We start from the raw sequence: 24,179 nt of genomic DNA, 5'->3' as shown, positions 1-24,179 counted from the left end.
CTACACGTTCCAAATGTGTCCTGCAATCGATTTCAGGAGTTTCATACAAGCCTTGCGGAGATGTCAAGATCGATTTAGACCGGTTGCGTGACTGACAGCGAGAGGGGGCGCTGCCAGGTATGACAGAACTTCGAAAAACACCGACAATTCAAGACGTTGCGCGATTCGCCAATGTGTCGACCGCTACCGTGAGCCGCGCCCTGTCGAGCCCCGACCGGGTCAGCGAGGCCACACGCGCCCGCGTTTCCGAGGCGATCCGTGTAACCGGTTACACGCTGAACCAGGCGGCCCGCTCGCTGAGGCAGCGGACCGCACGGACGATCCTCGTCGCCCTGCCCGACATCCGCAATCCGTTCTTCTCGTCGATCCTCGATGCGATCGAGCGCGAAGCGACCAGTCGCGGCTACGGCATGCTGGTCGCGAACCTGTCTCTGGCGCATGAACCGGTGCGACGGCTTCAGGACTATATGCTGTCCAACCGCGCGGACGGGTTGCTGCTGCTGGGTGGATCGATGGACGTCGCGGCGCTCCGGGCGCTGTCGCTGGCCCCCTATTCCGTGCCCCTGGTGCTCGCCTGCGAGGAGATTTCCAATTCGGGTTTCCATGTGGTGCTGACCGACAACCAGCAGGCGGCCGAACGCGCCACGAACCACCTGATCGACCTTGGTCACCGCCATATCGGCCACCTCCTGGGCGCCGAGCACAACGTGGTGGCGCGGGAGCGGCTCGCCGGTTTCACCAAGGCGATGCACGACAACGGGCTCAACGTGCGCCAGAACTGGCTGTTTCGCGGGAACTTCGAGATCGAGAGCGGTTACGCGGCCGCGGCGCATTTCATGGCGCTGGAAGAACGGCCGACGGCGATCTTCGCCGCAAACGACGAATCAGCGATCGGCTTCCTGTCCGGATTGCGACAGCACGGGATCGTCTGTCCGCGCGACATATCGGTGGTGGGTTTCGACGATCTGGGCGTCGCGCCGCATTACACGCCGCCCCTCACCACGATGCGGCAACCGCGGGAAATGATGGGACGGATGGCAGCCGAAACGCTGATCGACCTGCTCGAGGACGTCGATCCGGGCCGGGGGCAGTTGCGCATGGTCCTCAATTCGGACCTGATCGTGCGCGGGAGCACCGCCCATCCCCGCAAGGAGAATGCCGGCTCGTGATCTGCGGGGGATGGTCTTGGCCGAAAAATGCGCTAAACAGGCGCCGTTCGGTCCCGTAGCTCAGCTGGATAGAGCAGCAGCCTTCTAAGCTGTTGGTCACAGGTTCGACTCCTGTCGGGATCGCCATCAGGCGCGGTTTTGATCTGCTCCGACTCGATGAGCCAATGAACACCTACGCATGGGCGCAAAGCCATGCGTCAGGGCCATGGCTACGGAATGGCCGGACACGACCCAGCAGCGATGATCGCTTTCGAGGAAGCGTTTTTTGGGAGCCCGGCACCGGGGTCCAAGCGCAGTTGAGGCAATGAGCATTACACCGCCCTTTCCCTGTCCATGCTGCGAGTTCCTGACGTATGTCTCGTTGCCCAAGGGGTGCCACGAAATCTGCCCGGTTTGTTTCTGGCAAGACGACCCTGTCCAGGCAGCGGACTCAAACTACGCAGGCGGGGCAAATCGCGTCAGTCTTGTGACAGCCCGAAGAAATTTCCGCGAGCATGGCGCCAAGGACCGACTGTCCCTGCCCCATGTTCGTCCGCCAGAGCTATGCGAGCTACCCGTTTCAGTCTGAGTTGTCGGCCCATCGCTGCGGCTGCGCAATATTGAATCTAGGCCGTAGGGTCGTCCGGAAAATGGAGGTTGGTTAGCCAAACTCGTCCTTCAGCGGCACAAAGCTCCACCAAGCCCCGATCAACGTAGAGCGTAAGGTCAAGGGGTTGGCCTTCTTGCCAATCAAATTCCACTGCATAGTCGTGTTCGAAGCTCACCATTCCCTGTCCAGGCTCACGAACCGTTCGGATCGAGACAGTATTGGAGCAAGTTCTCGTGACAATAAACTGCGACTGGTGATCACCAAAAAGGTTGATGGGATGCGCCTCGGCGATGCGGAGGTCGAGGACCAGGTCGACGCGGTAAACCCCGGCCAGATGAGAGTCACCGAAAGCATCGTGGATGGCTTTCGGTACGTCGGCCGCCACGCGGAGGCCCTCGCCGGTTTCAATCAGCCGGAGTTCACGCGGCAGGGACATGACGCCGCGAAAGTCGGCGGTTGGAGTTTGCTTGGCGTAGAGCCAGTTGCTCGCCCAAGCCAGCGATATGGGCGGTTCTGAGCTGTCACGGTCAAAAAACGTCTGTGCGGCATAGTAGTCGCGGCCATGGTCCAGCCAAAGTTCGGTTTCCGGCGCATGGATACTCGTGAACCTTGTGCCGTCGAATTCACCGAGGAAGTACTGCGTACCCGAGCCTTGCGCATATGCGCCCGGACACACGCCGACGATCAGCATCCAGACGATCCGGCCGTCGGGCGCGCGCAGCTGGACCAGATCCGGACATTCCCAGGGGCCTTCACTGTGGCGCCCCTCGCCTGCGCCGAAATCGGAAAGGCGATCCCAAGACAGCAATTCGGTGGAGCCGTAGAACCCGATGACCTGACCTTCGGTCACCAACATGATCCACCGCCGCGTTCCCTCGTGCCAGATGACCTTCGGATCCCGAAAGGCGGGCAGGACAGAGTTGGGAACAACCGGATTGTGCGCGTCGGCCGTGAACCGGGACATTGCGCGATCGACATGGACGAGGCACTGCGACTGGATATCCTGCCCATCCTCCCCCCGGAGATGCGCGGTATAGAAAAGCTTGATTTCCCCCTCGGCAGTCTCGATGGCGCTGCCGGAAAAGCAAGTGCCCGGGGCCGTCGGGTGGAGCGCTACCGGCCATTCGGTCCAATGCATCAGATCGCGGCTCGTGGCATGGCCCCAATGCATGGGGCCATGAACCGTACTGGCAGGGTCGTGCTGGAAGAACAGGTGCCAGATGCCATCAACGCGGATGAGGCCGTTCGGGTCATTCATCCAGCCGACACGTGGCGAAAAATGGAGCCTGGGACGGAATTTTTCACTCATCGCATGCCTGTTTTCATCAGATTGGATGTCGCTATTCAGATGGCTGCTGCTGGTTCTTCTCGGCTATCCAGCAATCCACGCTGCCGCGCTATTTCCACCGCCTCACTGGGAATCGAGGCGCTCGGTCGCATGATAATGTCGCGCAATTGGTCGACCGGCAGCTTCGGATTTCGGTTCTCATCCAGCAATCCGTTGGTCTCCTGCAACGTGTCGGTGATCTGGGTGTAGCAAAAGCCGACAATGTCGGAGCTTTGATAGATGGCATCGAACAAGCAACGGATCATGGACAAGAATTCTTCGTCCGACTTGGCGGTGGCGTAGCCGTACCATGCCTCCCCGCGCCTGGGATGTATCGAAAGCCCTCCAAACTCGGTGATCATGACCGGCTGGCCGCGTTGATCATCCTGATCGAGGAGGATGCGACGACGGTAAGGTCGAGAGCCACTGAGGGTCTCGCTTATCGCATCCTGTGTCGCGTAGCGGTCGGTCAGTTGTTGTCCATATTGGGTGTAGTCGTGGATGCCCCAGATATCGGACCGGGTGTGTTCCCAGCCATCGTTCGAAATAACGGGACGGGTCGGATCGAGGGCCTTGGTCAAATGGTACAGGGCCGAGGCGAATGCCTGTTGGTCTGCGCGCTGAGCGAGCTCGGGGACTCCCCAGCTCTCGTTGAGCGGAACCCAGGTCACAATACAAGGGTGGCTGCGGTCTCGCCTGACCGCGGCCATCCATTCGTGTGTCAGTCGCTCAACCGCCAGGGCATTGAAGCCGTAAGCATTGGCTGCCTCGCCCCAAACCATGAGCCCCAGGCGATCACACCAATAGAGAAACCGCGGGTCCTCGATCTTCTGATGGATGCGCACGGCATTGAACCCAAGAGATTTGATCAGCTCGACCTCGCGCCGCAACGCTTCTCCGTCCGGCGCGGTCAGATGAGTCTTTGGCCAGTAGCCTTGCTCCAGCACAGCCCGCACGAAAATGGGCCGATCGTTGAGAAGGAAGCGATTGCCGCCGGTGCCGACGCTGCGCAGCCCGAAATAGGATGCAACGCCATCCAAGGAGGTCGCATCATTCCGCAAGAGGCTGACGTCGACGTCGATGAGGTTCGGCTGGTCAGGGATCCAGTAGAGCTCCGCGCGATCCATTCCGTTGCGAGCCAGCGGAATATCAACGGTCAACTCGACCGCTGTGCCTTGCACTCGAACAGGTGATTTGCGGCGCGTGTTTGAAGTTCACCGACGTCGCCCCATAGCGGCGTCAAGCGGCCCTACAAGCAATCGTGCGCCTTGGCAGGGTTGCCGTGGGTGACGAATTGGGACAGGTTGCTCGCTGAGGCAAATGGGGGCTGATCCACTGGCTGATACTGCGAACCGACCGACCATCGTGATGTTCGACCTCGATGGGACATTGGTGCACCACGTCAATCCGCGTGTGCTGCAAATGCTGGAATTCCTCGACGATTGTTCGCACCGGGGCGGCCGCCTGGTGGCGCGATTCCGTTTGGCGCGCCGAAACCTGATGGCCGAAAAGCCGGCTCCGAAACTGCTGGTGCACCGGGCCATCCACAGGGTTCGGCGCAAGAGTGTCGACCAGATGCTGCTGCCCTGCGAGACCATGCGAACCGTCCTCGAGCGCCTGCGCGCCGAAGGTGTGAGCATGGGCGTGGTCAGCAACGGCCTCGGGCGTGGCTATGGCCACGACGTGCTGGAGGCCTTCGATCTCAAGCAGTATTTCAACGCAGCCGTCTTCCGCGAGGACGTGCACCGCGGCAAGCCGTGGCCCGACTCGATCCTCGCCTGCCTCAAGGGCATGGGCCGGGAGCTTCGGCGCAGCGACGTGATCTGGTATATCGGGGACCAGCGCAAGGATATCGGCGCGGCACAGGCCGCATCGCAAAGCATCGGCCATACGATCCGGCCGTTTGCCCTGGGGGCGCGCGCGGCCATCGGCGCAGTCGAGGCCCGGCTGCATCCTTCGCAAATCATGTGGTCAGCGCTGGATTTCGAACGCGCTGTCGGCGCCGCATTCGACACAGGGATCGAACATTCGCTAATCGATCCCCTGCCCGCTCCGTTGCTTTAGGCTTCAGAAATCGAAACCCATCTGGTCGATGGGCGCTTCAATCTTGGGCGGGCGCGGTGGACGCGGTGATCGCGCAGGCTGGACCTCGGGTTCACCACCGGACGCCAGTTCGACTTCGGCGGCTACGATCGCCTGACTAACCACGATGGCAGGCTCTTCCACGACCGGCGCCGGAGCCGGTTGCTGGAGAGGATTAGGTTCTCGCGTTCGCACCGTAATAGGTTCGGCTGCGACGACGGGCGCGGGCTCCTCCGTCGATGCGAATTCGATTTCTGCGACTGTCCGATCAGCAATCGCGGCAAGCCAGGCAGAGGCAGCGGTTAGCTTGGCCGGACGGAACGCATAGAGATTTTCCCGACCTTTCTTGACCTCGGCGACCAGCCCTGCGGTCTTGAGGACACGCAGGTGCCGCGAGATGGCGGGACGGCTGATGGAAAAGGCATCGGCCAATTTATGCACGGGTATGGGCCCCGCCAGCAGGATCTCGACGATCCGGCACCGGGTGGCATCGGCGAGGGCCGAGTAGATGGCGATGGGTGGCTTAGATTTGCGCGTCATGACAGCGCTTTAGAGTAACACCAGCGTTACAGGTCAAGCACCGCACACGCCTGGAGCGGGTTGTTCACCAGAAAAGTTCGCGCCGGGTTTACCGGTCCGTCGAAAAGACCGCCCTGCGCAAGGGTTTGGTCACACCGACGCCACAGGATGCCTGCATGGAGGCAGGATGATGATCACCGCAACGCCTGCCCGGACTGCAGCCGGGCTCCGAATTCGCCGCCCCTATTCGACTGCCGAACTGGTCGTCGATGCGGTCGTGCATATTTTCGGCCTCGTCGTTGCGATTGCCGCGGGTTCGATCCTGCTCACGTTTGCACTGCTGCATACGGCACCTGAAGCCTTTCCGGCCCTGGTTGTCTATGTGTCGACGCTTGTCGTGGTGCTGGGCGTTTCGCTGGCCTTCAACATGTGGCCGGCCTCACCAGTGAAACAGGCCCTCGCCCGGTTCGACCAGGCGGCTATCTTTCTCTTTATCGCGGGGTCGTACACGCCGTTCCTGGCGGTCATCGGCGGAACGTCGATGGGGATCGTGATGATGAGCCTCGTCTGGGGCGCGTCATTGGTCGGCGTGGCGCTCAAACTGATCGTGCCGCAACGGTTCGGGCGCATTGCGATCCTGCTCTATCTCGCTATCGGCTGGAGCGGCCTGCTGGTGTTCCAGTCGCTTGGGCAGGCGCTGCCGCCCACAACGCTTTGGCTGCTGCTCGCAGGCGGCATCACCTACTCCGCCGGCATCGTCTTCCACTTGTGGGAAAAGCTCAAGTTCCAGAATGCCTTGTGGCATGTCTTCGTGGTCGCCGGCGCCAGCCTTCACCTGTGGGCGGTGATCGACTGCATGGTCATTGCGCGGCTTTGATCCGCGAGTGGCTGACCTGATCGCCTGCTTCTATGCCAAGTTCGACAGAGCGACCGCCCGGAATTTCCAGCACAAACTGAACCGGACCGGCTGACGGTATCGAGGTCGTGTCATGCGGGCGGGCATTGACGTGGACGTTCAGCACCGTGCCGTCAGCTTCGATGAAGATCATATCGAGCGGAATGTAGGTGTTGCGCATCCAGAAGGACACCGGGCGCTCTTCCTTGAAGTCGAACAGCATGCCCGCATCGTCGGCCAGTTCCTGACGGTACATCAGGCCCTGAGCGCGACTCTCGGGCGTGTCGACGAGCTCAACGGTAAACTCGTGGTTGCCGGTGGCCGACTGGATGGACAGCCGGCCTTCTTCGGCGCTGCAGGCCGAGAGTGGCAACATGACCACGAACGTTGCGGCGGCGGCCATGACCGAGCGCAGGCCGCGCGACGATTGCAGAAGACTGCCCAGACTTGCCACGACCGGGCGCCTCAGTGCGACGACGGGGCATCGCCCCAGCCATCGGGACGGATTTCAGCGACCATCAGGCCCTTGGGGCCATTGCCGTAGCGCACCAGAACATACTGGCCGGGACGCAACTCGGTGATGCCGAAGCGGCGCAGCGTTTCCATGTGGACGAAAACATCGGGAGTGCCCTCACCGGCCGAGAGAAAACCGAAGCCGCGGATCCGATTGAACCACTTAACCTCGAGGCGCACCATGCCCGAGCTCGGCTCCACCACAACATGGGTCCGCGGAGCGGGCAGCTGAGAGGGGTGGCGGGCAGTCGATTCGTCCATGGAGACGACGCGGAACGCCTGAAGGCCGCCAGGACGATTGAGCGCTTCGACAACGATGCGTGCGCCTTCGTAGGCGGTCTGGTAGCCATCCCGCCTCAGGCAGGTGACGTGCAACAGGACATCAGGCATGCCGTTGTCGGGGACAATGAAACCAAAGCCCTTGCCGGCATCGAACCACTTGATGCTGCCGACCACTTCGATCGTATCGGCGACCGGCTGGGCGCCAGCCGACGCGCGATCGTCGCGCATCGAGGCGTCCGCTCCCGTCAGATGGACGGGATCACGATCGTCGCCGCTGCCCTGAGCCCCCATATCCCAAACGCCTTTTCACTCGCCCGCCGCCAGCGGGTACTCCTCACAAGAGCACGCACTCTGGCCGATTCAGCAGCAAAAGTTAAGAAGGTGTTGCGATTTTGTTGACAGCTCAGTTTTGCGTTTCTTGCCCTGCCCCAGCGGGCTTGCTAGGCCATTGCCCTGACCAGAACAGGAGACTGCCTTGAAATACCTGCACACCATGGTGCGCGTCACCGATGTCGAGGAAAGCCTCCGCTTCTATTGCGAGGGGCTCGGCCTCGAAGAGGTCCGTCGCACCGACAACGAAAAGGGCCGCTTCACGCTGATCTTCCTGCGGGCGCCGGGCGATGAAGGCGGCGAAGTGGAGCTGACCCACAACTGGGAGCCGGACCCTACCCCCTATGCCGGCGGCCGCAATTTCGGGCACCTGGCCTATCGCGTGCAAGACATCTATGCACTCTGCCAGCACCTTTCGGACATGGGCGTGGTCATCAACCGCCCGCCGCGCGATGGACACATGGCCTTCGTACGCTCGCCCGATGGAATTTCGGTGGAGTTGATCCAGGACGGCCACTTGCCGCCGCAGGAGCCCTGGGCCTCGATGCCCAATACCGGCAGCTGGTAAATCCCTGACAGACTTTACGTTTCGCTAACCCTGTTGCTTAGCATGGGGTTAGCGAAACCGATCTAATTTTAGCGACCGAACCCCACAGCCCATTGCCTGTTGCCAAAGCGACACGCCCCGGGAAGGTCGCCAATGCCCCGTCTCCTCCGCACCCTCGCCATTGCCATCGCTTCCGCACTTGTCCTAGCCGGCTGTCTGCCCATGGCCATGTTCGCCAGCGGGGGCGGCGCGGGCTATTCCGGGCTCAAGCAGGACTGGGGGACCTATGTCAGTTCCAACACGGTCAATGCCTTCTGCATCTCGCCCAAACTCAGATTCGTGATCTGGGAATTCGAGGGCAAGTTCGGCAAGAAGGTGGTGATGAACTCGGGCTACCGGAACGCCTTCCACAATTCTTCGGTCGGCGGTGCGGACAATTCGTACCACACCAAGTGCATGGCCGCAGACTTCTACATTCCCGGCGTGCCGAAGCAGGAGCTGATTGCCTTTGCCAAGACCGTCGACGGCGTTGGCGGCCTCGGATGCTATCCTGGCCGCAGCTTCATCCATGTCGATGTGCGCGACCGCCCACGCGGCTATCGCCGCCCGGTGACGTTCGAGGGCTGTTGAAAACTCAGGGGTCAGAAAAAAACCTCATGAGTTCAATGCAAACGGGGTTGCACAATCAAAACTGCCCCTTTATACGACGGCCATCGCGCTGATGCGCCCTTCGTCTATCGGTTAGGACGGCACCCTTTCACGGTGCAGAGAGGGGTTCGATTCCCCTAGGGCGTACCACCTTCCCCCCGCATTTGCGGCGACTTCGGGAAGGAGCAGCGATGACCGTGCGCCCATCGTCTAGCGGTCAGGACGACGCCCTCTCACGGCGTAAACAGGGGTTCGATTCCCCTTGGGCGTACCAATCCACTTTCCCGATAGATTAGAGACATATCCGCTCTTGCAGATGTAGCGCCGTTTCGGTGCGCCATCCCAAGGGCAGGAAGTGTCATGCGGTGCGCCTGAGTCGGCGCGTGGCCAGGAGTGCCGCGAGCAGTACCGGGATGATCGCAAGGTAGGAAAAACGGATCCCGAAATGTTCGGCGATGTATCCGAGAAGTGGCGGCCCGGCAAAGAACACAAAGAACGTCATCTGGCTCAGGGCCGCTACATTGACTGCCGCCGGCCGGTCGGTGCGGCGCGCTGCGGCTGAAATCGCCAGCGGATAGACCGACGAACAGCCGATACCCGCAATGGCAAATCCGGCGAGCGCCATCACCGGCGTCATGGCGGCGACCACGAGCACGAGGCCGATGGCAGCCAGCGACAGCAGCGTCGTCGCGACCGCGCGTGGCCCGAACCGTTCGACAACCGGATCCATTCCCAACCGACCGAGCGCGATCGCCAGCGAGAACAGGGTGACACTGAGGCCCCCGACAAAGGGTTCGACCGCAAAGACGTCGCGCATATAGATGGCTGACCAGTCGACACCTGCTCCTTCCACCCAGAGCGGCGCGGCTCCCAGGAGGCAAAGCGGCAGCATGCCCCAAGTCGGAAAGGCGAAGGGCGGGTGTTCAGCGCCATGCATGTCTGGACGCTTGGGGGCCGTCTGCATGTTCCAGAACACAGCCGTGCCCGACACCACTACGACGAGGAGCGCGAGGGCCATGTGGATCTCAACCGACACTCCGGCCTGGCGCAAGGCGGCGGCGGCCAGCGCCGTGACGAAGAAGCCCAGGCTCCACATGCCGTGAACGCGGCTCATGATGCGCCGACCCATGGCCGCCTCATAGCGGTCGGCCTCAACATTGGCATTGATCTCGAGCGCTCCCGCAAGGATGCCGGCGGCAAACAGCAGCGGCGCGGCCACGATGGCCGAGGGCATCCACGGGACAATGGCGTAAAATGTCGACGCCCCGAAGATGGTGATGATGGTGGTGGCGCGGGCACCGAAGCGTTCCACGGTCCGTCCGAGAAACGTCAGGCCGCACAGGACGCCGCAGGACATGGTGATGAGCAGCAGGCCCACCTGTCCTTCGGTCAGCGCGAACTGGACCTGCAGATCGGGCAGACGCGCGAGTAGCGCACCCATGGAGAGCGCGAAGACGAATTGCAGGAAATAGATGCGCTGATGTTGCTTCATGAGATCCGGCTGGGCACTGATGGCCGATGCATAGCAGGAATTTCGACAGAGCGAGTCAGGAGGGTGGATCGCCGGCAGCCGAGAGGCAGGTGTCGCCCTGTTCAGAATTTTTCCGCCAACTCGCGGAAAGCGTCGGGGACAGATGAGCGCGGCTGGAGCTGGGCGATGGCGTAACCGATCGCTTCCCGGCCGAAGCGGGTTCGGGCCTTGTCCATGGCGCGATCGGCCGACCACCGGGCGATGCCCTGGCGCGTCCCCGGGCGATGCTTTTCGTCGATGAGACCGAGGGGCAGCTCGAGCTGGATATGGGGCTGCGCGCCGATGTGCGAAACCGAAACACCGAGGAGACTGATGACTGTTTCTCGCGGATGCTCCTTCAAGGCCGTCCGGACCAGATCCTCGGCTATTTCCGCCACCATGACCGTCGCAGAAATCGGTGCATCGAGCGTTACCGAACGGGTGATCGAACGCATGTCGGCAAAGCGAATGCGCACGGTGATCGTTCGACCCGCAAGCGACTTGGCGCGCAATCGAGCCGTAACCCGGTCAGCCAGATGCCGCAATGTCGGCTTGAACACCGCTTCGGTGGCGGGCTGGCGACCGAGTGCCGACTGCGCCCCGGCCGATCGGGCGCTATGGCGTGTCTGGACCGAGCGCGTGTCGCGATCCCTGGCGAGATCGGAGAGTTTGTCGCCGACGGCATCGCCCAGAAGGCCGCGCAGAGATTTTCCGGGCGTGGCAGCGAGCTGGCCGATGGTGAGGATGCCCTCGTCCTTGAGCTTACCCTCGGTGACTGGTCCGACACCCCACATGAGACCAACCGGCAGGTCGTGCAGGAATTCCATCTCGGTTCCCGCGGGTACAACGACGAGGCCATCGGGCTTGGCAACCTGCGAGGCGACCTTGGCCAGATGCTTGGTGCGCGCCACACCGACCGAAATGGGAAGCCCAAGCTCGTCGCGGACCCGGCGCCGGATAATCCGCGCGACCTCCTCCGGTGTTCCGAACAGGTGGGTGCAGCCGGCAACGTCGGCGAATGCCTCGTCTATCGAGATGCGCTCCACGACGGGCGTGAAATCACGCATGACGTCGATCGCGGCGTCTCCAAGGCGCTGATACTGGTCGAAATGTCCCCGCACGAAGATCAGATGCGGACAAAGCTCCCGTGCCTTGCGCCCGGACATGCCACCGCGAACACCGAAGGCCTTAGCTTCGTATGATGCCGCCAGCACCACGCCTCCTCCCACGGCCATAGCTTTACCGCGCAGCGACGGATCGAGCAGCTGCTCCACTGAAGCGTAAAAGGAATCGAGGTCCGCATGCAGGATCGTGGCCTGGTCAGGCATCGACGTGCCCTCCGTTATGTTGCCATTTTGTTCTTATCGATCCGATGAGTCAATCTGGGCTGGCAACGTCGCGGGCGAAAACGAAAACGCCCCTCTTCCGGTTCTCCGGGAGCGGGGCGGTGGTGGACAGCTGGATCGTATCAGTGAAGGGTCGTCGGCGGCACGGTCGCGCCGAGGGCACTCACGCAGAAGACTTGACCGTGGGCCCGCTCGACAAGCCCGAGATTGACCAGTTGCTCGCCAAGTTCGGCAGGCAATGCGCATGGACCTTCCTCGCAGAGGAACGCGAGAGCGCTTTTCTGGGCTTGTGTCAGGGTCATCCAGTGCAGATTCATAGCGGCCTCCATCAATGGTTGGGCAAACGCCATTCGTTAACGACTGGTTCCTCACAGAAAAACGGTATTGATTGGACGCACAGACGGAGTGCCGACATGACTAGCCACTTTCTGATCGATGGCCCTGAGGACGCCGATGTGACGCTTTTGTTCGCCCATGGCGCCGGTGCGCCGATGGACTCGGCTGCAATGAATGCGGCTGCCAAAGCGCTCGTCCTCGCGGGTATCAGGATTGCGCGGTTCGAGTTCGGCTACATGGCCGCGCGGCGGAGCGGCCAGCGCAAGCCACCGCCGAAAGCGGAGACGCTGACGCCAGAATACCTTGCCGCCATCGACGACCTGGGAGCGGCGGGCGATCGGCTGTTCATCGGCGGCAAGTCCATGGGCGGCCGCGTGGCCAGCATGGTGGCCGATACGGCATGGACCGATGGCAAGGCGGCCGGGCTCGTGTGCCTGGGGTATCCGTTTCATCCACCGGGGAAGCCGGCGCAGTTGCGCACAGCGCATCTGGAAAAGCTGGAGACCCCTGCCCTCATCGTCCAGGGTACGCGCGACCCATTCGGCACCCGCGAGGAAGTTGGCGGCTATGCGCTCTCGCCAGCGATCAAGCTGTCGTGGCTGGCGGACGGCGACCACGATCTCAGACCGCGAAAGTCCGTTTCCGGCTTTTCCGCAGTGGACCATATGACGACGATGGGACAGGAAGTGGCCGGTTGGATGCGACGGGTCGCGGGAAACCGCTAGGCGCTGGAGCGGGCGTGTTCAGACTTGCTGTAGAGGCGCACCATGTTGGTGTTGTTTGCGTCCTGCCAATAGACCCGGCAGACGAGGTTACGCGGGTGGCCGGCGCGCACGAGCTTCAGGCCCAGAGCCGTTTCCGCCGCCATTTCCGGCGACTTGGCCTCGGCATGCAATTCCGGAGAAATCGTTCCCGAGCGTAAATCGATGATTCTGAATGAGGGCAAAGCACCGTCCTAACTGATGGGCCACCATAGACCGGTGGCGGCGCCGGGCCATTAACGTGGGTTAATGCAACTGTCGTTCCTCAGGGATCGCGCCTGACGGAATTGCCGCTCAGATAATCGGGATCGAAACTGGCGAGCGACATCAGATATTTGAGATCATGTATCTGCACGCGCTTGCCCTGCAGGTCGATACAGCCGCGTTTGCGCAAGGATTGCAGGGTGCGGTTGACGTGCACGGTTGAGAGGCCGAGCGCTGCGCCGAGTTCGGCCTGGGTCATGGGTAGGACCAGGCTGTTGTCCGACGTCACGAGGCCAACCACCGAAAGACGGCACCAGATTTCGCAGATGAGATGCGAGAGGCGCTCGACGGCGGTGCGCAGGCCAAGGCTGATCAGCCGCTCGCGGCCGATGGCGGATTCAGTTGCGGATGCCTTGAGTGTCGCGCGCATGACAGCGGGATACCGTTCGGTAATTTCGGTAAACTGGCGCAGGCGGATGCGGCCGAACTGGCTGGGCGTGGTTGTGACGTAGTGGCTATAGGCATCGCTGCCCGTGAGAAATCCGAAGCCGGTATAGTCGCCGGGAACAACGAGCGTGGTGATCTGCCGCTTGCCGTTGCCGAGCATCTGAGAATGACAAGCCCAGCCGGTGAGCAGGACGAGCACGTCATGCATCGTCTCACCGGTGACTTCCTGATAGGGCGGTACAAGGGCACCACGCTGGATGGAGCGACGGAGAGCCTCTTTTGCCTCTGGGTCCAGCGGTTCGAAATTGGACAACCGGTGCAGAAAACGTTCTACGGGATCCGCACCTGGGGGAGCGCTTGCCACGCTAGTCAATCGGATTGCCCTTCCGTGCATCGACAGCACGGCACAAGGCCGCAGCGATCTGCTCAGGCAGCGCAGGCTTTCCGACCCACTCGATATGAGCGAAGCGATCCGGCCGTTCGGCACGCTGGTATCCAGAGCAGATAACGACACCGATACCCGCGGCCTCGAGCCTGGGCACCACCGCGTAGACTTCCCCGTCGAGGAGTTCGACGTCGAGAATGGCGGCATTCGCCTCGGACAGTTGCATGTCGCTCATCTGCTCGATGCGCGCGACACTGTCCGCCATGCCGACGACATGGGCGCCAAGCGTCTCCAACTGGTGGGCCAAATCGAAGGCCAGCAGCTGTTCATCTTCGCCGATGAGAACACGCAAGTCGGTGAAAGTGGTTGTTGTCACTGATAGAATCCCTGAGTGGAACTCTATGGCGCAGCGCCGCAAGGCCGATTCACATAGGTTAATCAGGCAGAACGATAGTGATTTTTTGCGTGGCTAATCGCGTGAGAGATGCAGGTAGGCGGGGTCGAACTGCCCCAATGCGCGCAGCTTGGGCCAATCGAGGATTTCAGCAACGCCGTTGCTGAAGGCCAGCAAACCCGCAGACCGTAACTCCTGCAGGGTGCGGTTGGCATGGACAATGGACATGCCAAGGGCATCAGCCAGATCATTCTGCGTGGCGCGGAAAGGGAATTCGTTGCCTTCGACCGTGCCAACGGACTTGAGTCGCATGAACATCTCACAGAAGAGATGCGCCATCCGCGCTTCAGCAGAGGCCTGACCGATGAGCATCATCCAGGTGAGGAATTTTGCCGAATCGATAAGCGTATCGCGCCAGAACAGGTCGGTCAGGGTCGGATAGGCGCGCAACATGGCCTGCATGTCGGCGTGCCGGATGAGGCCGATCTCGGACGGCGTCGTGGCGGAAAGCGTATAGTCGACGCGCTTGAGGTGCAGGCTCTGCAGGTCAGGAATGTCGCCCGATGGATGGAAGGACAATATCTGGCGGCTGCCGTCCTGCATGTGCTTATGACGGTGAAGCAGGCCCTGGAGCACGACGCAGCAGTGCCCCATGACCTGCCCTTCCATCACGGCATCTTCGCCACGCTCCAGATGGGCCACGCGCACCGGCAACTGCCGGATGGCCGCCTCCCCTTCCGGCGAAAGGCGGCCGATGGCGTCTAGCTTGGCGATGAGGACGTCAAGTGGCTGCGGCATGCCAAAATCCTACTCCGGCACAATCTAGAACGAACGAGCATGAAAGGTAAGGCACAGTTCGAACAGCTCCGTGCCTACCGCGTCCCTGACGATAATGCAAAATTCTCGGTCCGGTCCGTCGCGCGGGATTTCCTCGGCCGCGATTTCCGAGAGCGTTCGTGCCGCCTCTTCGCGGGCGACAGACGCGTTGGGGAGATCGGTGCCCGTGTTATCAGGCGCAAGGCGCTCACCGTCGCGTACATCGAAGTAAAACAGCGGCATGAGCGCCCCCTTCCCCCGGTGAACCGGAGCGCGGGCCGTAACGTTCCACCGGGTTTGCGATATTTCCGGCTGCGAGCCCGCTTCCACTCAGGCGCGCGAGGATACTGCCATGCGTGCGGCGGTGTGGTGACGGCCGATCGGCACGATCATCGGCGTGTCGGAGACGGGATCGAGCACCACGCGCGAGGCCATGCCGAAGACATCGTGCACCACGTCTTCGGTGATGACTTTGGCCGGACGCCCTTCGGCGACGATGCGACCCGCCTTCATGGCCACGATGTGATCCGCGTAGCGACAGGCCAGGTTGAGATCATGGAGAACGACGACAACCGTGCGCCCGCGATTGCGGACGAGATCGGTCAGGAGGTCGAGCACTTCCACCTGATGGTTGATGTCGAGGAAAGTGGTGGGCTCGTCGAGAAGAAGAAGATCGGTTTCCTGGGCGAGCGCCATGGCAATCCAGACGCGCTGTCGCTGCCCGCCGGAGAGTTCATCCACCGACCTGTCGGCCAGCTCGGCAATATCGGTGGCGGAGAGCGCATCGGCGACGGCAGCGTCGTCCTCGGGTGTCCAGCGACGGAACCAGCCTTGGTGCGGATAGCGGCCGCGGCCGACGAGGTCGGCGACGCTGATGGCATCCGGCGCAATCGGGCTCTGTGGGAGGACGCCCAGGATGGTCGCCACCTCGCGCGTGGGCATCTGATGAATAGGCTTGCCATCAAGATAGACGGCGCCGCGCTTCGGCGTCAGCAATCGCGCAAGACCACGCAGCAGGGTGGACTTGCCACACGCATTGGCTCCGACGATGACGGTCAGCTTGCCGGGCGGCAGGGCGACGTCGAGAGCGGAAACGATCTGCCGCTCACCATAGGCAAGATCGAGTCCGGCGGCCATGAGCTGATGATTGAGCGACATTTCGGTTCTTTCAGGATCAGTTGACGCGGCCCGACCGGCCGGAAGCCACCAGCAGCCAGAGGAGGAAGATTGCGCCGCAGGCTCCCGTGACGACGCCAACAGGCAATTGTATGGCCGGCAGGGCATGTTGCGCAACGAGATCGGAGACCAGCATGACCAGGGCTCCGACCAGTGCGGCGTGGAGAAAACCCCGGCTCGCGCCGTTGAGGAGGCGGCGGGCCAAGGGGCCCGCCACGAAGGCAACAAATCCCACCGGACCGACGGCTGCCGTTGCAAAGGCGGCGAAGCCGACGGCGACCAGCATGAGGCCGAGCCGGGTCACCTCGACCTTCGCACCCAGGGACTTGGCCGTATCGTCACCCAGCTCCATGGCATCGAGGCCACGCAGGAGTGCGATCATCATCGGCAGAAGCACCAGCATGGCCAGGCCGAGGACGATCGAGTCGCCTGGACGGGCAGCATTGAGGCTGCCCACCAGCCAGGCCATGGCCTGTTGCACTTCTGTCAGGCGCGCGCGCGTGAAGAGGTAAGAGATCACCGCCGCGAGCATCGCGGCCATGCCGATCCCGATGAGGACGACGCGAAAGGCCGTGACGCCATTGCGCCAGGCCAGCAGGTATATTGCGATGGCGGTCAGCACCGCGCCGGCAAAGGCCCCGAACGACACAGCCAGTCCGGCCCAGCCCAGGATGATGATGCAGAAGACCGCCGCGGCGCTGGCGCCGTGGGCGATGCCGATAATGTCGGGGCTGGCCAAGGGGTTACGCAAAAGCGTTTGGAAAGTGATTCCGGCCAGGCCGAAGGCTGCACCGGACAGAATGGCCAGGAAGGCGCGGGGCAGACGGACCTGCCATATGATGAAATCGACGCCCCTGTCGGCCAGCCCCGTCATCGGAGACAGGACCGATTGTACGATCTGGGCCGGCGTCAACGGATAGTCACCCAGTGACATGGCGACCGCGAAGGCCAGAACCAGTGCTAGCACCAGGCCGAGTGCGACGGCCCGGCTACGGTCTGCCGCACGGCGACGGACAAGAGCGACGCGAGAGGCTTGCAAGACCGTCATAGCGCCGTCAGCTTCCGGCGCCGGACCAGCGCGATAAAGAAGGGCGCGCCAACGAAGGCGGTGACGATGCCGACCTGAACTTCGCCCGGCGGCGCGATGATACGCCCCAGAACGTCCGAGCCCAGCAGCAGGATCGGCGCCATCAGCATGGAATAGGGAAGGATCCAGCGGTAGCCGGGCCCGGTTATGGCGCGGGCGACATGCGGTATGGTGAGGCCCACAAAGGCAATTGGCCCAGTCGCAGCTGTCGCGCCACCGGCAAGGACCACCGCCGCGAGAGCAGCCAGAGCACGGGAAATGCCGATCCGCTGCCCCAGAGCGCGAGCGACATCGTCGCCCATGGAAAGACCATCAAGCAGGCGCGCGGAAGCCAGCGCCAGGACGGCGCCGAACAGCAGGAAGGGCGAAACCTGGGCTACCGTCTCCATACTGCGACCGGCGAGCGAGCCGACCTGCCAGAAGCGAACCTCATCCAGAGTTCGCGGACTGGTGAGGAGAATGGCGTTGCTGAACGAGAGGAGCATGGCCGTCAGCGCGGCGCCAGCCAGGGCCAGCTTGATGGGTGTTGCGCCTTCGCGACCCACCGAGGCCACGGCATAAACGACCAGCATGGTGAGCCCCGCCCCGAAGAAGGCCAGCCAGACATAGGACGACAGTTGGGAGATGCCGAAAATCGACACACCCAGCACGACGGCAAGGGCGGCGCCGGCATTGATGCCCAAAATGGATGGGTCCGCCAGCGGATTGCGCGTGGCTCCCTGCAGGACAGCTCCGGACAGGCCGAGGGCAGCGCCGACCATGAGTCCAACCACGGTACGCGGCAGGCGCAAATCCCAGATGATGCGATGTTCGGTGGCATTCGGATCGTAGGCGACGAGCGCTTGCCAGACACCCTCAATGGGAATTGCGCGCGCGCCCACCGCCAATGATATCAGGCAAATCGCAGCCAGAGCCGCGACGAGAAAAAGCAACCCGAGCATGAGCCGGGTTGCCTTTGCGGCCTGCATGGTGGAAGCCGCCGTCACGTCGGATCAGGGGGCGACGCTTGCGTCGGCGGCATTGATGGCCGCGGTCAGCTTGGCCAGCTCTGCTGAGTAGGCGTGGTAATTGCGCAGCCAGAAGGCCGGCCAGTCGGTGACCTGACCGGCTTCGGCAGCCTTCATCAGCGTCCAGGTGGGCTGCGCCTTGGCCGTTTCCATAGTGTCGGCGGAGCGATTATCCACAAGGATCAGGTCGGGCTGGTACTTATCGGCCTTTTCCCAGGACAGGGTTTCCCAATAGCCGCGATCGTCGGCGACTTCGGGATCGATCAGCTTCAGGCCCCAGCTGGCGAAATCCATGAGCTCGGACGCGCCCGCGGTGGCGGCCACATAAAGCGCATCCGGACCGGCCCAGACGGCAAGCGCCGTCAGGTCAGGCTTGGCGGCAGTGGCGGCCTTGAAATCGGCCAGCGCCGTCGCAAAGGCAGCCTTGTCTTCCGCGATGGCGGGGTCGGACAGGTTTGCGCCAAGGCTCTGCGCCAGAGCTTCGTAATCTTCGATGAGCGTTAGTATGGACGCCCCCTGCTCCGGACCGGTGATCGGCGCAACGGGGCTCAGCGCGTTGAAGACCTCGGCGCCACCGGACCAAGTGGTTTCGAGCGGCCAGTACTCGGCGACAATCAGATCGGGTTCGAGGGCTGCGGCCTTTTCGATATCCACCTCGCCCCAAGTCTGGCTGATGATCTCGATGCCAGTGAGGTCGAGGCCCTGAAGGGCCTTGGCGTCTGCAATGGCACTATCGGCGTAGATGCCGACGGGGCGAATGCCCAGCGGAATGAGACCAGCGGCGGCATCCTGGCTGGCAATGATGCGCACCGGCGTTTCATCTAGCGTCACCTCGGTGCCGTCGCCGCCGGTATAGGTCCAGGCGAAAGCGGGGAACGCGGTAGCGGCAAGAAGGGCAACTGCGAGAGAGGCGGCGCGAAACATGGCTTGTACCGTCAGGTTTTTGTAATGCCTGATCCCTAGCGGCGCTAAGGTGAGCGGTCAAGTCATGTTATGGGTCTGATGCGTAGTCGGTACCGGAGACCGGTGCCGACTACGCGGGATCAGACGCGACGACGGTATTGATAGATGCCGACGTCGATGGAGCCTTCTGCAAAGCCAGCTTCACAGTAGCTCAGGTAATAGACCCATTTGCGCTTGAAATATTCGTCGTAGCCTAGCGGTGCGATCATCGGCCAGCGTTCCAGGAAGCGTTCGCGCCACAACTTCAAAGTGCGGGCATAGGACAGGCCAAAGGTCTCGACCTGTTCGAGCATCAGGCCATAGCGCTCGCCGAAGTCCTTCATCACCGATTTGGTCAGCAGCATGCCGCCGGGGAAGATGTAGCGCTGGATGAAGTCCGGGCCGGACCGATAGCTGTCGAAATCGGCTTCCTGTATGGTGATGGCCTGGATGGCGGCGGTGCCACCGGGCTTCAGCCTGTCGTGCAGTGTCTGGAAATAGCTGGGCCAGTTATCCTCGCCGACGGCCTCGATCATCTCGATCGAGCCGATGTGGTCAAACTGACCTTCGGTATGCCGGTAGTCCTCAAAGACCAGCGTGGCATATTGGTCCAGTCCCTGACGCGCAAGACGCTCGAGGCCGAACTTGAGCTGTTCGGCCGAGAGAGTGATGCCGCGCAGATTTGCCTTGTAGTCGCGTGCCACGGTCTCGGCGAATCCGCCCCAGCCGCATCCGATCTCGAGGACAGACGAGCCGGGAGTGATCCCAGCCATGTCCGCAACCCTGCGATATTTGGCCAGTTGCGCTTCCTCGAGGCTCTGATCGCCCGAGGTGAACACAGCCGACGAATAGGTCATCGAAGGATCGAGCCACTGGCCATAGAACTCGTTGCCGAGGTCGTAGTGCTCGGCGATGTTCTTCTTGGACCCCTCGAGAGTGTTGCGTCGCGACAGGTGATAGTGGAGATCCCCGGCAGCGCGGTGGAAGAAGCCCCGATTGGCCGAATCGAACATGTCGCGGTTTTGCAGGAAGAAGCGGAACAGCGCGGTAAGGTCGTCGGATTCGATGTCGCCAGCCATGTAGGCGGCGGCAAAGCCCACGGTGCCACGCTGCATGGCTTCGCGGATGACCTTGAAATTGTTGAGGCGCAGCGTCGCGTGCTCGCCAGAATTGCCCTGACCGACCGTCCGGGTCCGGCCATTGGGAAAGATCACTGTCAGGGAGCCATGGCGCGGCTTGCCGACAAGCGACACGCCGACCTGCTCCACGAGCCAGGAGGTCAAATTCGTCCGGACGGAGACACCCGTCTGATTCTCATGCACGGCGGTTTTCGTCATTTGCCGCTGGATCCAACTATCGCAATAAGCGGCGGCACCGCTGGGGGTGCGCGCCAAACGCTGGGCGTCAGAAATATGATGCGAGGAGGCGCCGCCTCCCCTGGACACCACGGATAGTTTAGCGGCCACAAGCGGATATGCAAGCGGCCTAAACCAGCGGGCGACGCCCTTGGGCCCGCATGCATACTACGTGGCCAATCGGCAACTGGATCGCAAGAGGCTAGCGGGTCGGCCGGGCGATGTCGGCGAGCCGGAACTGAACCTGTTCGCGGCCCTGGTAATGATCGATCGAAAGGCCGCCGGCAAAGTGCATCGGCTGATCGGCATCGCGCATCAGGGTATCTCCCAGGGGCGTGCCAGCAGCGCGGAAGGCGATGGCCTTGAGACGGGCGCCATCGTCGGAGGTCAGCGTGAAGCTCACGTGACCGCCCTTTCCCACGACCTGCGGAAACCGCGCGCGATGGGCCGGAAAGGCGAAAGCGGGCGAGGGATTGCCGGCGCCGTATGGACCGGCCTTTTCGAGATTATGGAGCAGGTCGATGCTCGCGCCGCGGGCAGTCAATGCGGCGTCGATCTTCAGCGCCGAGGCGGCGCGGGCTGCCCCGACGCTGGCGCCCAGCTTTTCGGCAAGGAACGCACGGAAGGGGCCGAGGTCTCCCGGCCGCAGCGAAATGCCGGCCGCCATGGCGTGGCCGCCGCCCTTGGGAATAAGGCCCGCTTCCACGGCCTCGATGACGGCGCTGCCGAGATCGACCCCGGGCATGGAGCGGCCGGATCCAGTACCGGTGCCATCGGGATGGAGCGCGATGGCGAAGCTTGGACGCTCAAACCGCTCGCGCAGGCGCGCGGCAACGAGCCCCACCACTCCAGGGTGCCAATTGGCAGAGGCCAGCACCAGGATTGGTGGCCCCTCCCCGCCTCCAATTTCCGCCTCCGCCGTGGCCGCGGCTTCTTCCACCGCTTCAACTTCGATACGCTGACGCTCGCCGTTGAGCTCATCGAGTTGTGCCGCGATGACCATGGCCTGGTGCTCGTCATCAAGCGCGAGCAGGCGCGTGCCGAGAGCAGCGTCACCGATGCGGCCTCCGGCATTGATGCGCGGCCCAATCAGGAAGCCGAGATGGTACGGGTTGAGGGGACCAGATGCGCGGGCAGCCAGCGCCAGGGTTGAAAGGCCGGGGCGTTCACCACGCCGGGCGACTTCCAGGCCGCGCAGAACATAGGCGCGATTGAGTCCGACGAGCGGGACGACATCGCAGACGGTGGCCAGAGCCACGAGGTCGAGCAATTTCAGCAGATCGGGCAGACCGGTATCGCCGCGGTTGCGCAAGGCACGATTGACCGCGACCAGCACCATGAAGGTGACGCCGGCGGCGCAGAGATAGCCGAGGCCGGAAATGTCGTCGGGACGGTTGGGATTGACCAGCGCCGTTGCGGGCGGCAGGTCATGGTCGGAAAGGTGATGGTCGATGACGAGGACATCCACGCCGCGATTGCGCGCGTGGGCGATGGGGCCGTCGCTGGTGGTGCCGCAATCGAGCGTGATGACAAGCGTCGCACCAGCGTCGATGAACTTGTCCATCGCTGCAATGTTTGGACCGTAGCCCTCGAAGATGCGATCGGGGATATGGACCTGCGGCTCGATGCCGAAGTGGCGCAGATATCGCGTCATGAGGGCGCAGGAACAGGCGCCGTCGACGTCATAGTCGCCGAACAGCGCGACCGCCTCGTTGTCGGCGATGGCGCGAGCAAGGCGGTCGGCAAGTTCGTCCATCTGCGCCAAGGTGGATGGATCCGGCATGGACGCGCGGATCGTGGGCTCGAGATAGGTCTCGGCGTCTTCGAGCCCTACGCCCCGGGCTGCGATGATCCGGGCGAGAATGTCGGAAATTCCGGTACGCTGGCTGATGGCCGTGGCCGTTCGGGCCTGCGCGCTATCCAGTCGATCGATCCAGCCGCGCCCGGTGACGGAACTGGTAATGTCGAGAAAAGGGCGCGGCGCATCATGCATGGGTCGGTGTTAAGGGAATTTGGGGAGGCGGGAAAGCCCCCTTGCCCGTCTGGCCCAATCCCTGCCGCACTGTCTTCCCGATGGGGCGGAAGGGATCAGTTCGATCCCTGGGGGCGCGAGCGAACGCTGAGCTTGTTGCCATCGGGATCGCGGAGATAGGCGACGAAGAAGCCGTTCGGGCGCTCCGAGGGCGGGCTTTCGATGGCTGTGCCGCCATTGGCCGTCCCCGCAGCGTGCCAGGCGCGAACGTGTTCGGCACTGTCGGCCAGAATGCCGATCGTCCCGCCATTCGCGACGGTAGCCGGATTTCCATCGATCGGCGTGGTCACCATCAGGCGTCCGCCATTGTGCACATAAACCAAACGGCCGCGCGCATCGATCTCGCCGGCGACACCGCCCAAGGCAACGAAAGTGGCGTCGTAGAATGCCTTGGAACGAGTCAGGTCGTTGCTGCCGATCATGACGTGCGTGAACATAGTTCGTCTCCTTGGGTGGTCCAGTGTAGTGGCCGAATGCAAAGCCTATCTGGCGTGGCGAGCACGGATCCAGCGGGTGGTCTGGCTCCAGGAGCGCATGACGACGGTGGACGTTTCGACCGACCCGCGGCGGAGGCGAACGCCTTCGACCAGTGACCCATCAGTAACGCCGGTGGCGGAGAACAGAACATCGCCGGCGGCCAGTTCGGTCACATCGTAGATGCGGTTGGGATCGGCTATGCCCATTTCCCTGGCGCGCAGACGCTTGTCCGGTGTGTCGAGGATGAGCTTGCCCTGCATGTGTCCGCCGATGCAGCGCAGGGCTGCGGCGGCCAGTACCCCCTCGGGAGCGCCGCCTGAGCCCAGATAGATATCTACGCCGGTATCATCGGTGTTGACGGCATGGATGACGCCCGCGATATCGCCGTCGCTGAGCAGCTTGACCGAAACGCCCGCGGTGCGCAGTTCCTCCAGCAGCCCCCCGTGGCGCGGGCGATCGAGCACGATGGCGGTGATTTCGGAGATGGGAACGCCCTTGGCCTTGGCCAGCGCCCTCACATTCTCGGTGGCAGACCACTCGATGTGGACGGTATCGCGCGGATAGGCGGTGCCAATGGCGATCTTGTGCATGTAGACATTGCGGGCGACATTGAGCAGGCCGCCGCGCTCGGCCATGGCCAGGACCACAAGGCTATCGGGCTGGTTCTTGGCGCAGAGCGTGACGCCCTCAAGCGGATCGACGGCGATATCGACTTCCGGGCCCTGCCCCATGCCGACCGCCTGGCCGACAAAGAGATCGTCGCATTCGAACTCTTCACCTTCGCCGATGATGATGCGGCCTGAAATAGCGACCCGATCGACCTCGGATTTCATGGCCGCGACCGCCGCTTCGTCCGCTGCCTTTTCGTTGCCCTTGCCACGCCATTCGGCGGCGGCAATGGCCGCACGTTCGGTGACGCGGACCATTTCCAAGGTCAGCGTCCGATGAAGGTTGGCCGGGTTCTTGCTGTCTTCGACCTTGCTCAGTTTCATAGGCCACCCCG

28 protein-coding genes and 3 tRNA genes are annotated in these 24,179 nt (G+C 62.7%); 10 read left to right on the top strand and 21 right to left on the bottom strand.

The window, feature by feature from the left end:
- The first annotated feature begins 119 nt into the window (after positions 1-119).
- The 3 genes from CCK88_RS04035 to CCK88_RS18885 all read left to right on the top strand — a co-directional run bounded on the left by CCK88_RS04035 (position 120) and on the right by CCK88_RS18885 (position 1,737).
- The gene (locus CCK88_RS04035) at positions 120-1,169 is read left to right on the top strand and encodes a LacI family DNA-binding transcriptional regulator (RefSeq protein WP_086469235.1); all 1,050 of its coding nucleotides are present in this window, start codon (positions 120-122) and stop codon (positions 1,167-1,169) included.
- A gap of 49 nt (positions 1,170-1,218) precedes the next feature.
- Positions 1,219-1,295: transfer RNA gene (locus CCK88_RS04030), tRNA-Arg, on the top strand.
- 178 nt (positions 1,296-1,473) lie between these two features.
- Positions 1,474-1,737: a CPCC family cysteine-rich protein gene (locus tag CCK88_RS18885; protein ID WP_086469234.1), complete on the top strand. Its 264-nt coding sequence runs from the start codon at positions 1,474-1,476 to the stop codon at positions 1,735-1,737.
- Positions 1,738-1,774: 37 nt separating this feature from the next.
- Here CCK88_RS18885 and CCK88_RS04020 read toward each other — a convergent pair whose 3' ends face one another.
- Together CCK88_RS04020 and CCK88_RS04015 are read right to left on the bottom strand one after the other, a co-directional pair.
- A complete protein-coding gene (locus CCK88_RS04020; protein WP_086469233.1) occupies positions 1,775-3,067 on the bottom strand; it encodes a glycoside hydrolase family 32 protein in 1,293 nt (430 codons plus the stop codon).
- A 35-nt stretch (positions 3,068-3,102) separates the two neighbouring features.
- Complete coding sequence (locus tag CCK88_RS04015; protein WP_140048879.1) at positions 3,103-4,245, bottom strand: glycoside hydrolase family 2 TIM barrel-domain containing protein; 1,143 nt, start codon at positions 4,243-4,245, stop codon at positions 3,103-3,105.
- 160 nt (positions 4,246-4,405) lie between these two features.
- Here CCK88_RS04015 and CCK88_RS04010 point away from each other — a divergent pair, with 160 nt between their 5' ends.
- Positions 4,406-5,149 (top strand): HAD hydrolase-like protein, encoded by a 744-nt coding sequence (locus CCK88_RS04010; RefSeq protein ID WP_086469231.1) that lies wholly within the window; start codon positions 4,406-4,408, stop codon positions 5,147-5,149.
- Positions 5,150-5,152: 3 nt separating this feature from the next.
- Here the strand turns inward: CCK88_RS04010 and CCK88_RS04005 are convergent, their stop codons facing one another.
- Positions 5,153-5,707, bottom strand: coding sequence for an ArsR/SmtB family transcription factor (locus CCK88_RS04005; protein WP_086469230.1), 555 nt, complete (start codon positions 5,705-5,707; stop codon positions 5,153-5,155).
- Between the two features lie 166 nt (positions 5,708-5,873).
- Between CCK88_RS04005 and trhA the strand changes: the two genes are divergently transcribed.
- Complete coding sequence (gene trhA / locus CCK88_RS04000) at positions 5,874-6,563, top strand: PAQR family membrane homeostasis protein TrhA (protein ID WP_086469229.1); 690 nt, start codon at positions 5,874-5,876, stop codon at positions 6,561-6,563.
- Here trhA and CCK88_RS03995 read toward each other — a convergent pair.
- The gene (locus tag CCK88_RS03995) at positions 6,547-7,035 is read right to left on the bottom strand and encodes a DUF192 domain-containing protein (RefSeq protein ID WP_244557421.1); all 489 of its coding nucleotides are present in this window, start codon (positions 7,033-7,035) and stop codon (positions 6,547-6,549) included. The two genes, trhA and CCK88_RS03995, sit on opposite strands and share 17 nt — an antisense overlap.
- 11 nt (positions 7,036-7,046) lie before the next feature.
- Positions 7,047-7,604, bottom strand: a complete 558-nt coding sequence (locus CCK88_RS03990) for a cold-shock protein (protein ID WP_170926344.1) — start codon at positions 7,602-7,604, stop codon at positions 7,047-7,049.
- Positions 7,605-7,851: 247 nt separating this feature from the next.
- Here CCK88_RS03990 and CCK88_RS03985 point away from each other — a divergent pair, with 247 nt between their 5' ends.
- The 4 genes from CCK88_RS03985 to CCK88_RS03970 all read left to right on the top strand — a co-directional run bounded on the left by CCK88_RS03985 (position 7,852) and on the right by CCK88_RS03970 (position 9,175).
- On the top strand, positions 7,852-8,274 hold the full coding sequence (locus CCK88_RS03985; RefSeq protein ID WP_086469226.1) for a VOC family protein: 423 nt from the start codon (positions 7,852-7,854) through the stop codon (positions 8,272-8,274).
- A gap of 132 nt (positions 8,275-8,406) precedes the next feature.
- Positions 8,407-8,883, top strand: coding sequence for a YcbK family protein (locus CCK88_RS03980; RefSeq protein WP_086469225.1), 477 nt, complete (start codon positions 8,407-8,409; stop codon positions 8,881-8,883).
- Positions 8,884-8,976: 93 nt separating this feature from the next.
- Positions 8,977-9,051, top strand: a tRNA-Glu gene (locus tag CCK88_RS03975).
- A gap of 49 nt (positions 9,052-9,100) precedes the next feature.
- Positions 9,101-9,175, top strand: a tRNA-Glu gene (locus CCK88_RS03970).
- Positions 9,176-9,259: 84 nt separating this feature from the next.
- Here the strand turns inward: CCK88_RS03970 and CCK88_RS03965 are convergent.
- The 3 genes from CCK88_RS03965 to CCK88_RS03955 form a co-directional block, all read right to left on the bottom strand.
- A complete protein-coding gene (locus tag CCK88_RS03965) occupies positions 9,260-10,393 on the bottom strand; it encodes an MFS transporter (RefSeq protein WP_086469224.1) in 1,134 nt (377 codons plus the stop codon).
- A gap of 101 nt (positions 10,394-10,494) precedes the next feature.
- Complete coding sequence (gene dinB / locus CCK88_RS03960; RefSeq protein WP_086469223.1) at positions 10,495-11,739, bottom strand: DNA polymerase IV; 1,245 nt, start codon at positions 11,737-11,739, stop codon at positions 10,495-10,497.
- A gap of 140 nt (positions 11,740-11,879) precedes the next feature.
- A complete protein-coding gene (locus CCK88_RS03955) occupies positions 11,880-12,074 on the bottom strand; it encodes a hypothetical protein (protein ID WP_140048878.1) in 195 nt (64 codons plus the stop codon).
- Positions 12,075-12,170: 96 nt separating this feature from the next.
- Between CCK88_RS03955 and CCK88_RS03950 the strand changes: the two genes are divergently transcribed.
- Positions 12,171-12,818 (top strand): alpha/beta hydrolase family protein, encoded by a 648-nt coding sequence (locus CCK88_RS03950; RefSeq protein ID WP_086469221.1) that lies wholly within the window; start codon positions 12,171-12,173, stop codon positions 12,816-12,818.
- Here the strand turns inward: CCK88_RS03950 and CCK88_RS18200 are convergent.
- From CCK88_RS18200 to glpX, 13 genes are all read right to left on the bottom strand, one after another.
- Entirely contained in the window at positions 12,815-13,039 is a 225-nt protein-coding gene (locus CCK88_RS18200; RefSeq protein WP_140048877.1) for a hypothetical protein, read from the bottom strand. The genes CCK88_RS03950 and CCK88_RS18200 overlap by 4 nt on opposite strands.
- A gap of 80 nt (positions 13,040-13,119) precedes the next feature.
- Positions 13,120-13,818 (bottom strand): Crp/Fnr family transcriptional regulator, encoded by a 699-nt coding sequence (locus tag CCK88_RS03945; RefSeq protein WP_170926343.1) that lies wholly within the window; start codon positions 13,816-13,818, stop codon positions 13,120-13,122.
- 52 nt (positions 13,819-13,870) lie between these two features.
- Positions 13,871-14,266: a response regulator gene (locus tag CCK88_RS18345; protein WP_170926342.1), complete on the bottom strand. Its 396-nt coding sequence runs from the start codon at positions 14,264-14,266 to the stop codon at positions 13,871-13,873.
- Positions 14,267-14,359: 93 nt separating this feature from the next.
- A complete protein-coding gene (locus CCK88_RS03940) occupies positions 14,360-15,082 on the bottom strand; it encodes a Crp/Fnr family transcriptional regulator (protein WP_086469219.1) in 723 nt (240 codons plus the stop codon).
- A 24-nt stretch (positions 15,083-15,106) separates the two neighbouring features.
- Positions 15,107-15,343 carry a DUF6894 family protein gene (locus tag CCK88_RS03935; RefSeq protein ID WP_140048876.1) on the bottom strand — a complete coding sequence of 79 codons (237 nt, stop codon included), beginning with the start codon at positions 15,341-15,343 and terminating at the stop codon, positions 15,107-15,109.
- Between the two features lie 87 nt (positions 15,344-15,430).
- On the bottom strand, positions 15,431-16,258 hold the full coding sequence (locus CCK88_RS03930; RefSeq protein WP_086469217.1) for an ABC transporter ATP-binding protein: 828 nt from the start codon (positions 16,256-16,258) through the stop codon (positions 15,431-15,433).
- Between the two features lie 16 nt (positions 16,259-16,274).
- Entirely contained in the window at positions 16,275-17,324 is a 1,050-nt protein-coding gene (locus CCK88_RS03925; RefSeq protein WP_086469216.1) for a FecCD family ABC transporter permease, read from the bottom strand.
- Entirely contained in the window at positions 17,321-18,304 is a 984-nt protein-coding gene (locus tag CCK88_RS03920) for a FecCD family ABC transporter permease (protein ID WP_210189900.1), read from the bottom strand. The genes CCK88_RS03925 and CCK88_RS03920 overlap by 4 nt, the downstream gene beginning before the upstream one ends.
- 51 nt (positions 18,305-18,355) lie before the next feature.
- A complete protein-coding gene (locus CCK88_RS03915; RefSeq protein WP_086469214.1) occupies positions 18,356-19,294 on the bottom strand; it encodes an ABC transporter substrate-binding protein in 939 nt (312 codons plus the stop codon).
- A 119-nt stretch (positions 19,295-19,413) separates the two neighbouring features.
- Positions 19,414-20,649, bottom strand: coding sequence for an SAM-dependent methyltransferase (locus tag CCK88_RS03910; RefSeq protein ID WP_086469213.1), 1,236 nt, complete (start codon positions 20,647-20,649; stop codon positions 19,414-19,416).
- Positions 20,650-20,869: 220 nt separating this feature from the next.
- A complete protein-coding gene (gene recJ / locus CCK88_RS03905; protein WP_086469212.1) occupies positions 20,870-22,660 on the bottom strand; it encodes a single-stranded-DNA-specific exonuclease RecJ in 1,791 nt (596 codons plus the stop codon).
- Positions 22,661-22,755: 95 nt separating this feature from the next.
- Positions 22,756-23,136, bottom strand: a complete 381-nt coding sequence (locus tag CCK88_RS03900; RefSeq protein ID WP_086469211.1) for a VOC family protein — start codon at positions 23,134-23,136, stop codon at positions 22,756-22,758.
- Positions 23,137-23,181: 45 nt separating this feature from the next.
- A complete protein-coding gene (gene glpX / locus CCK88_RS03895) occupies positions 23,182-24,168 on the bottom strand; it encodes a class II fructose-bisphosphatase (RefSeq protein WP_086469210.1) in 987 nt (328 codons plus the stop codon).
- Between the last annotated feature and the right edge of the window lie 11 nt (positions 24,169-24,179).

Origin of the sequence: Devosia lucknowensis, from assembly GCF_900177655.1 — a bacterium.
In the GTDB taxonomy this organism is placed as follows: domain Bacteria; phylum Pseudomonadota; class Alphaproteobacteria; order Rhizobiales; family Devosiaceae; genus Devosia; species Devosia lucknowensis.
Note: the sequence above shows the minus strand (reverse complement) of the source record. Positions and strands in the feature narration are given on the sequence as shown.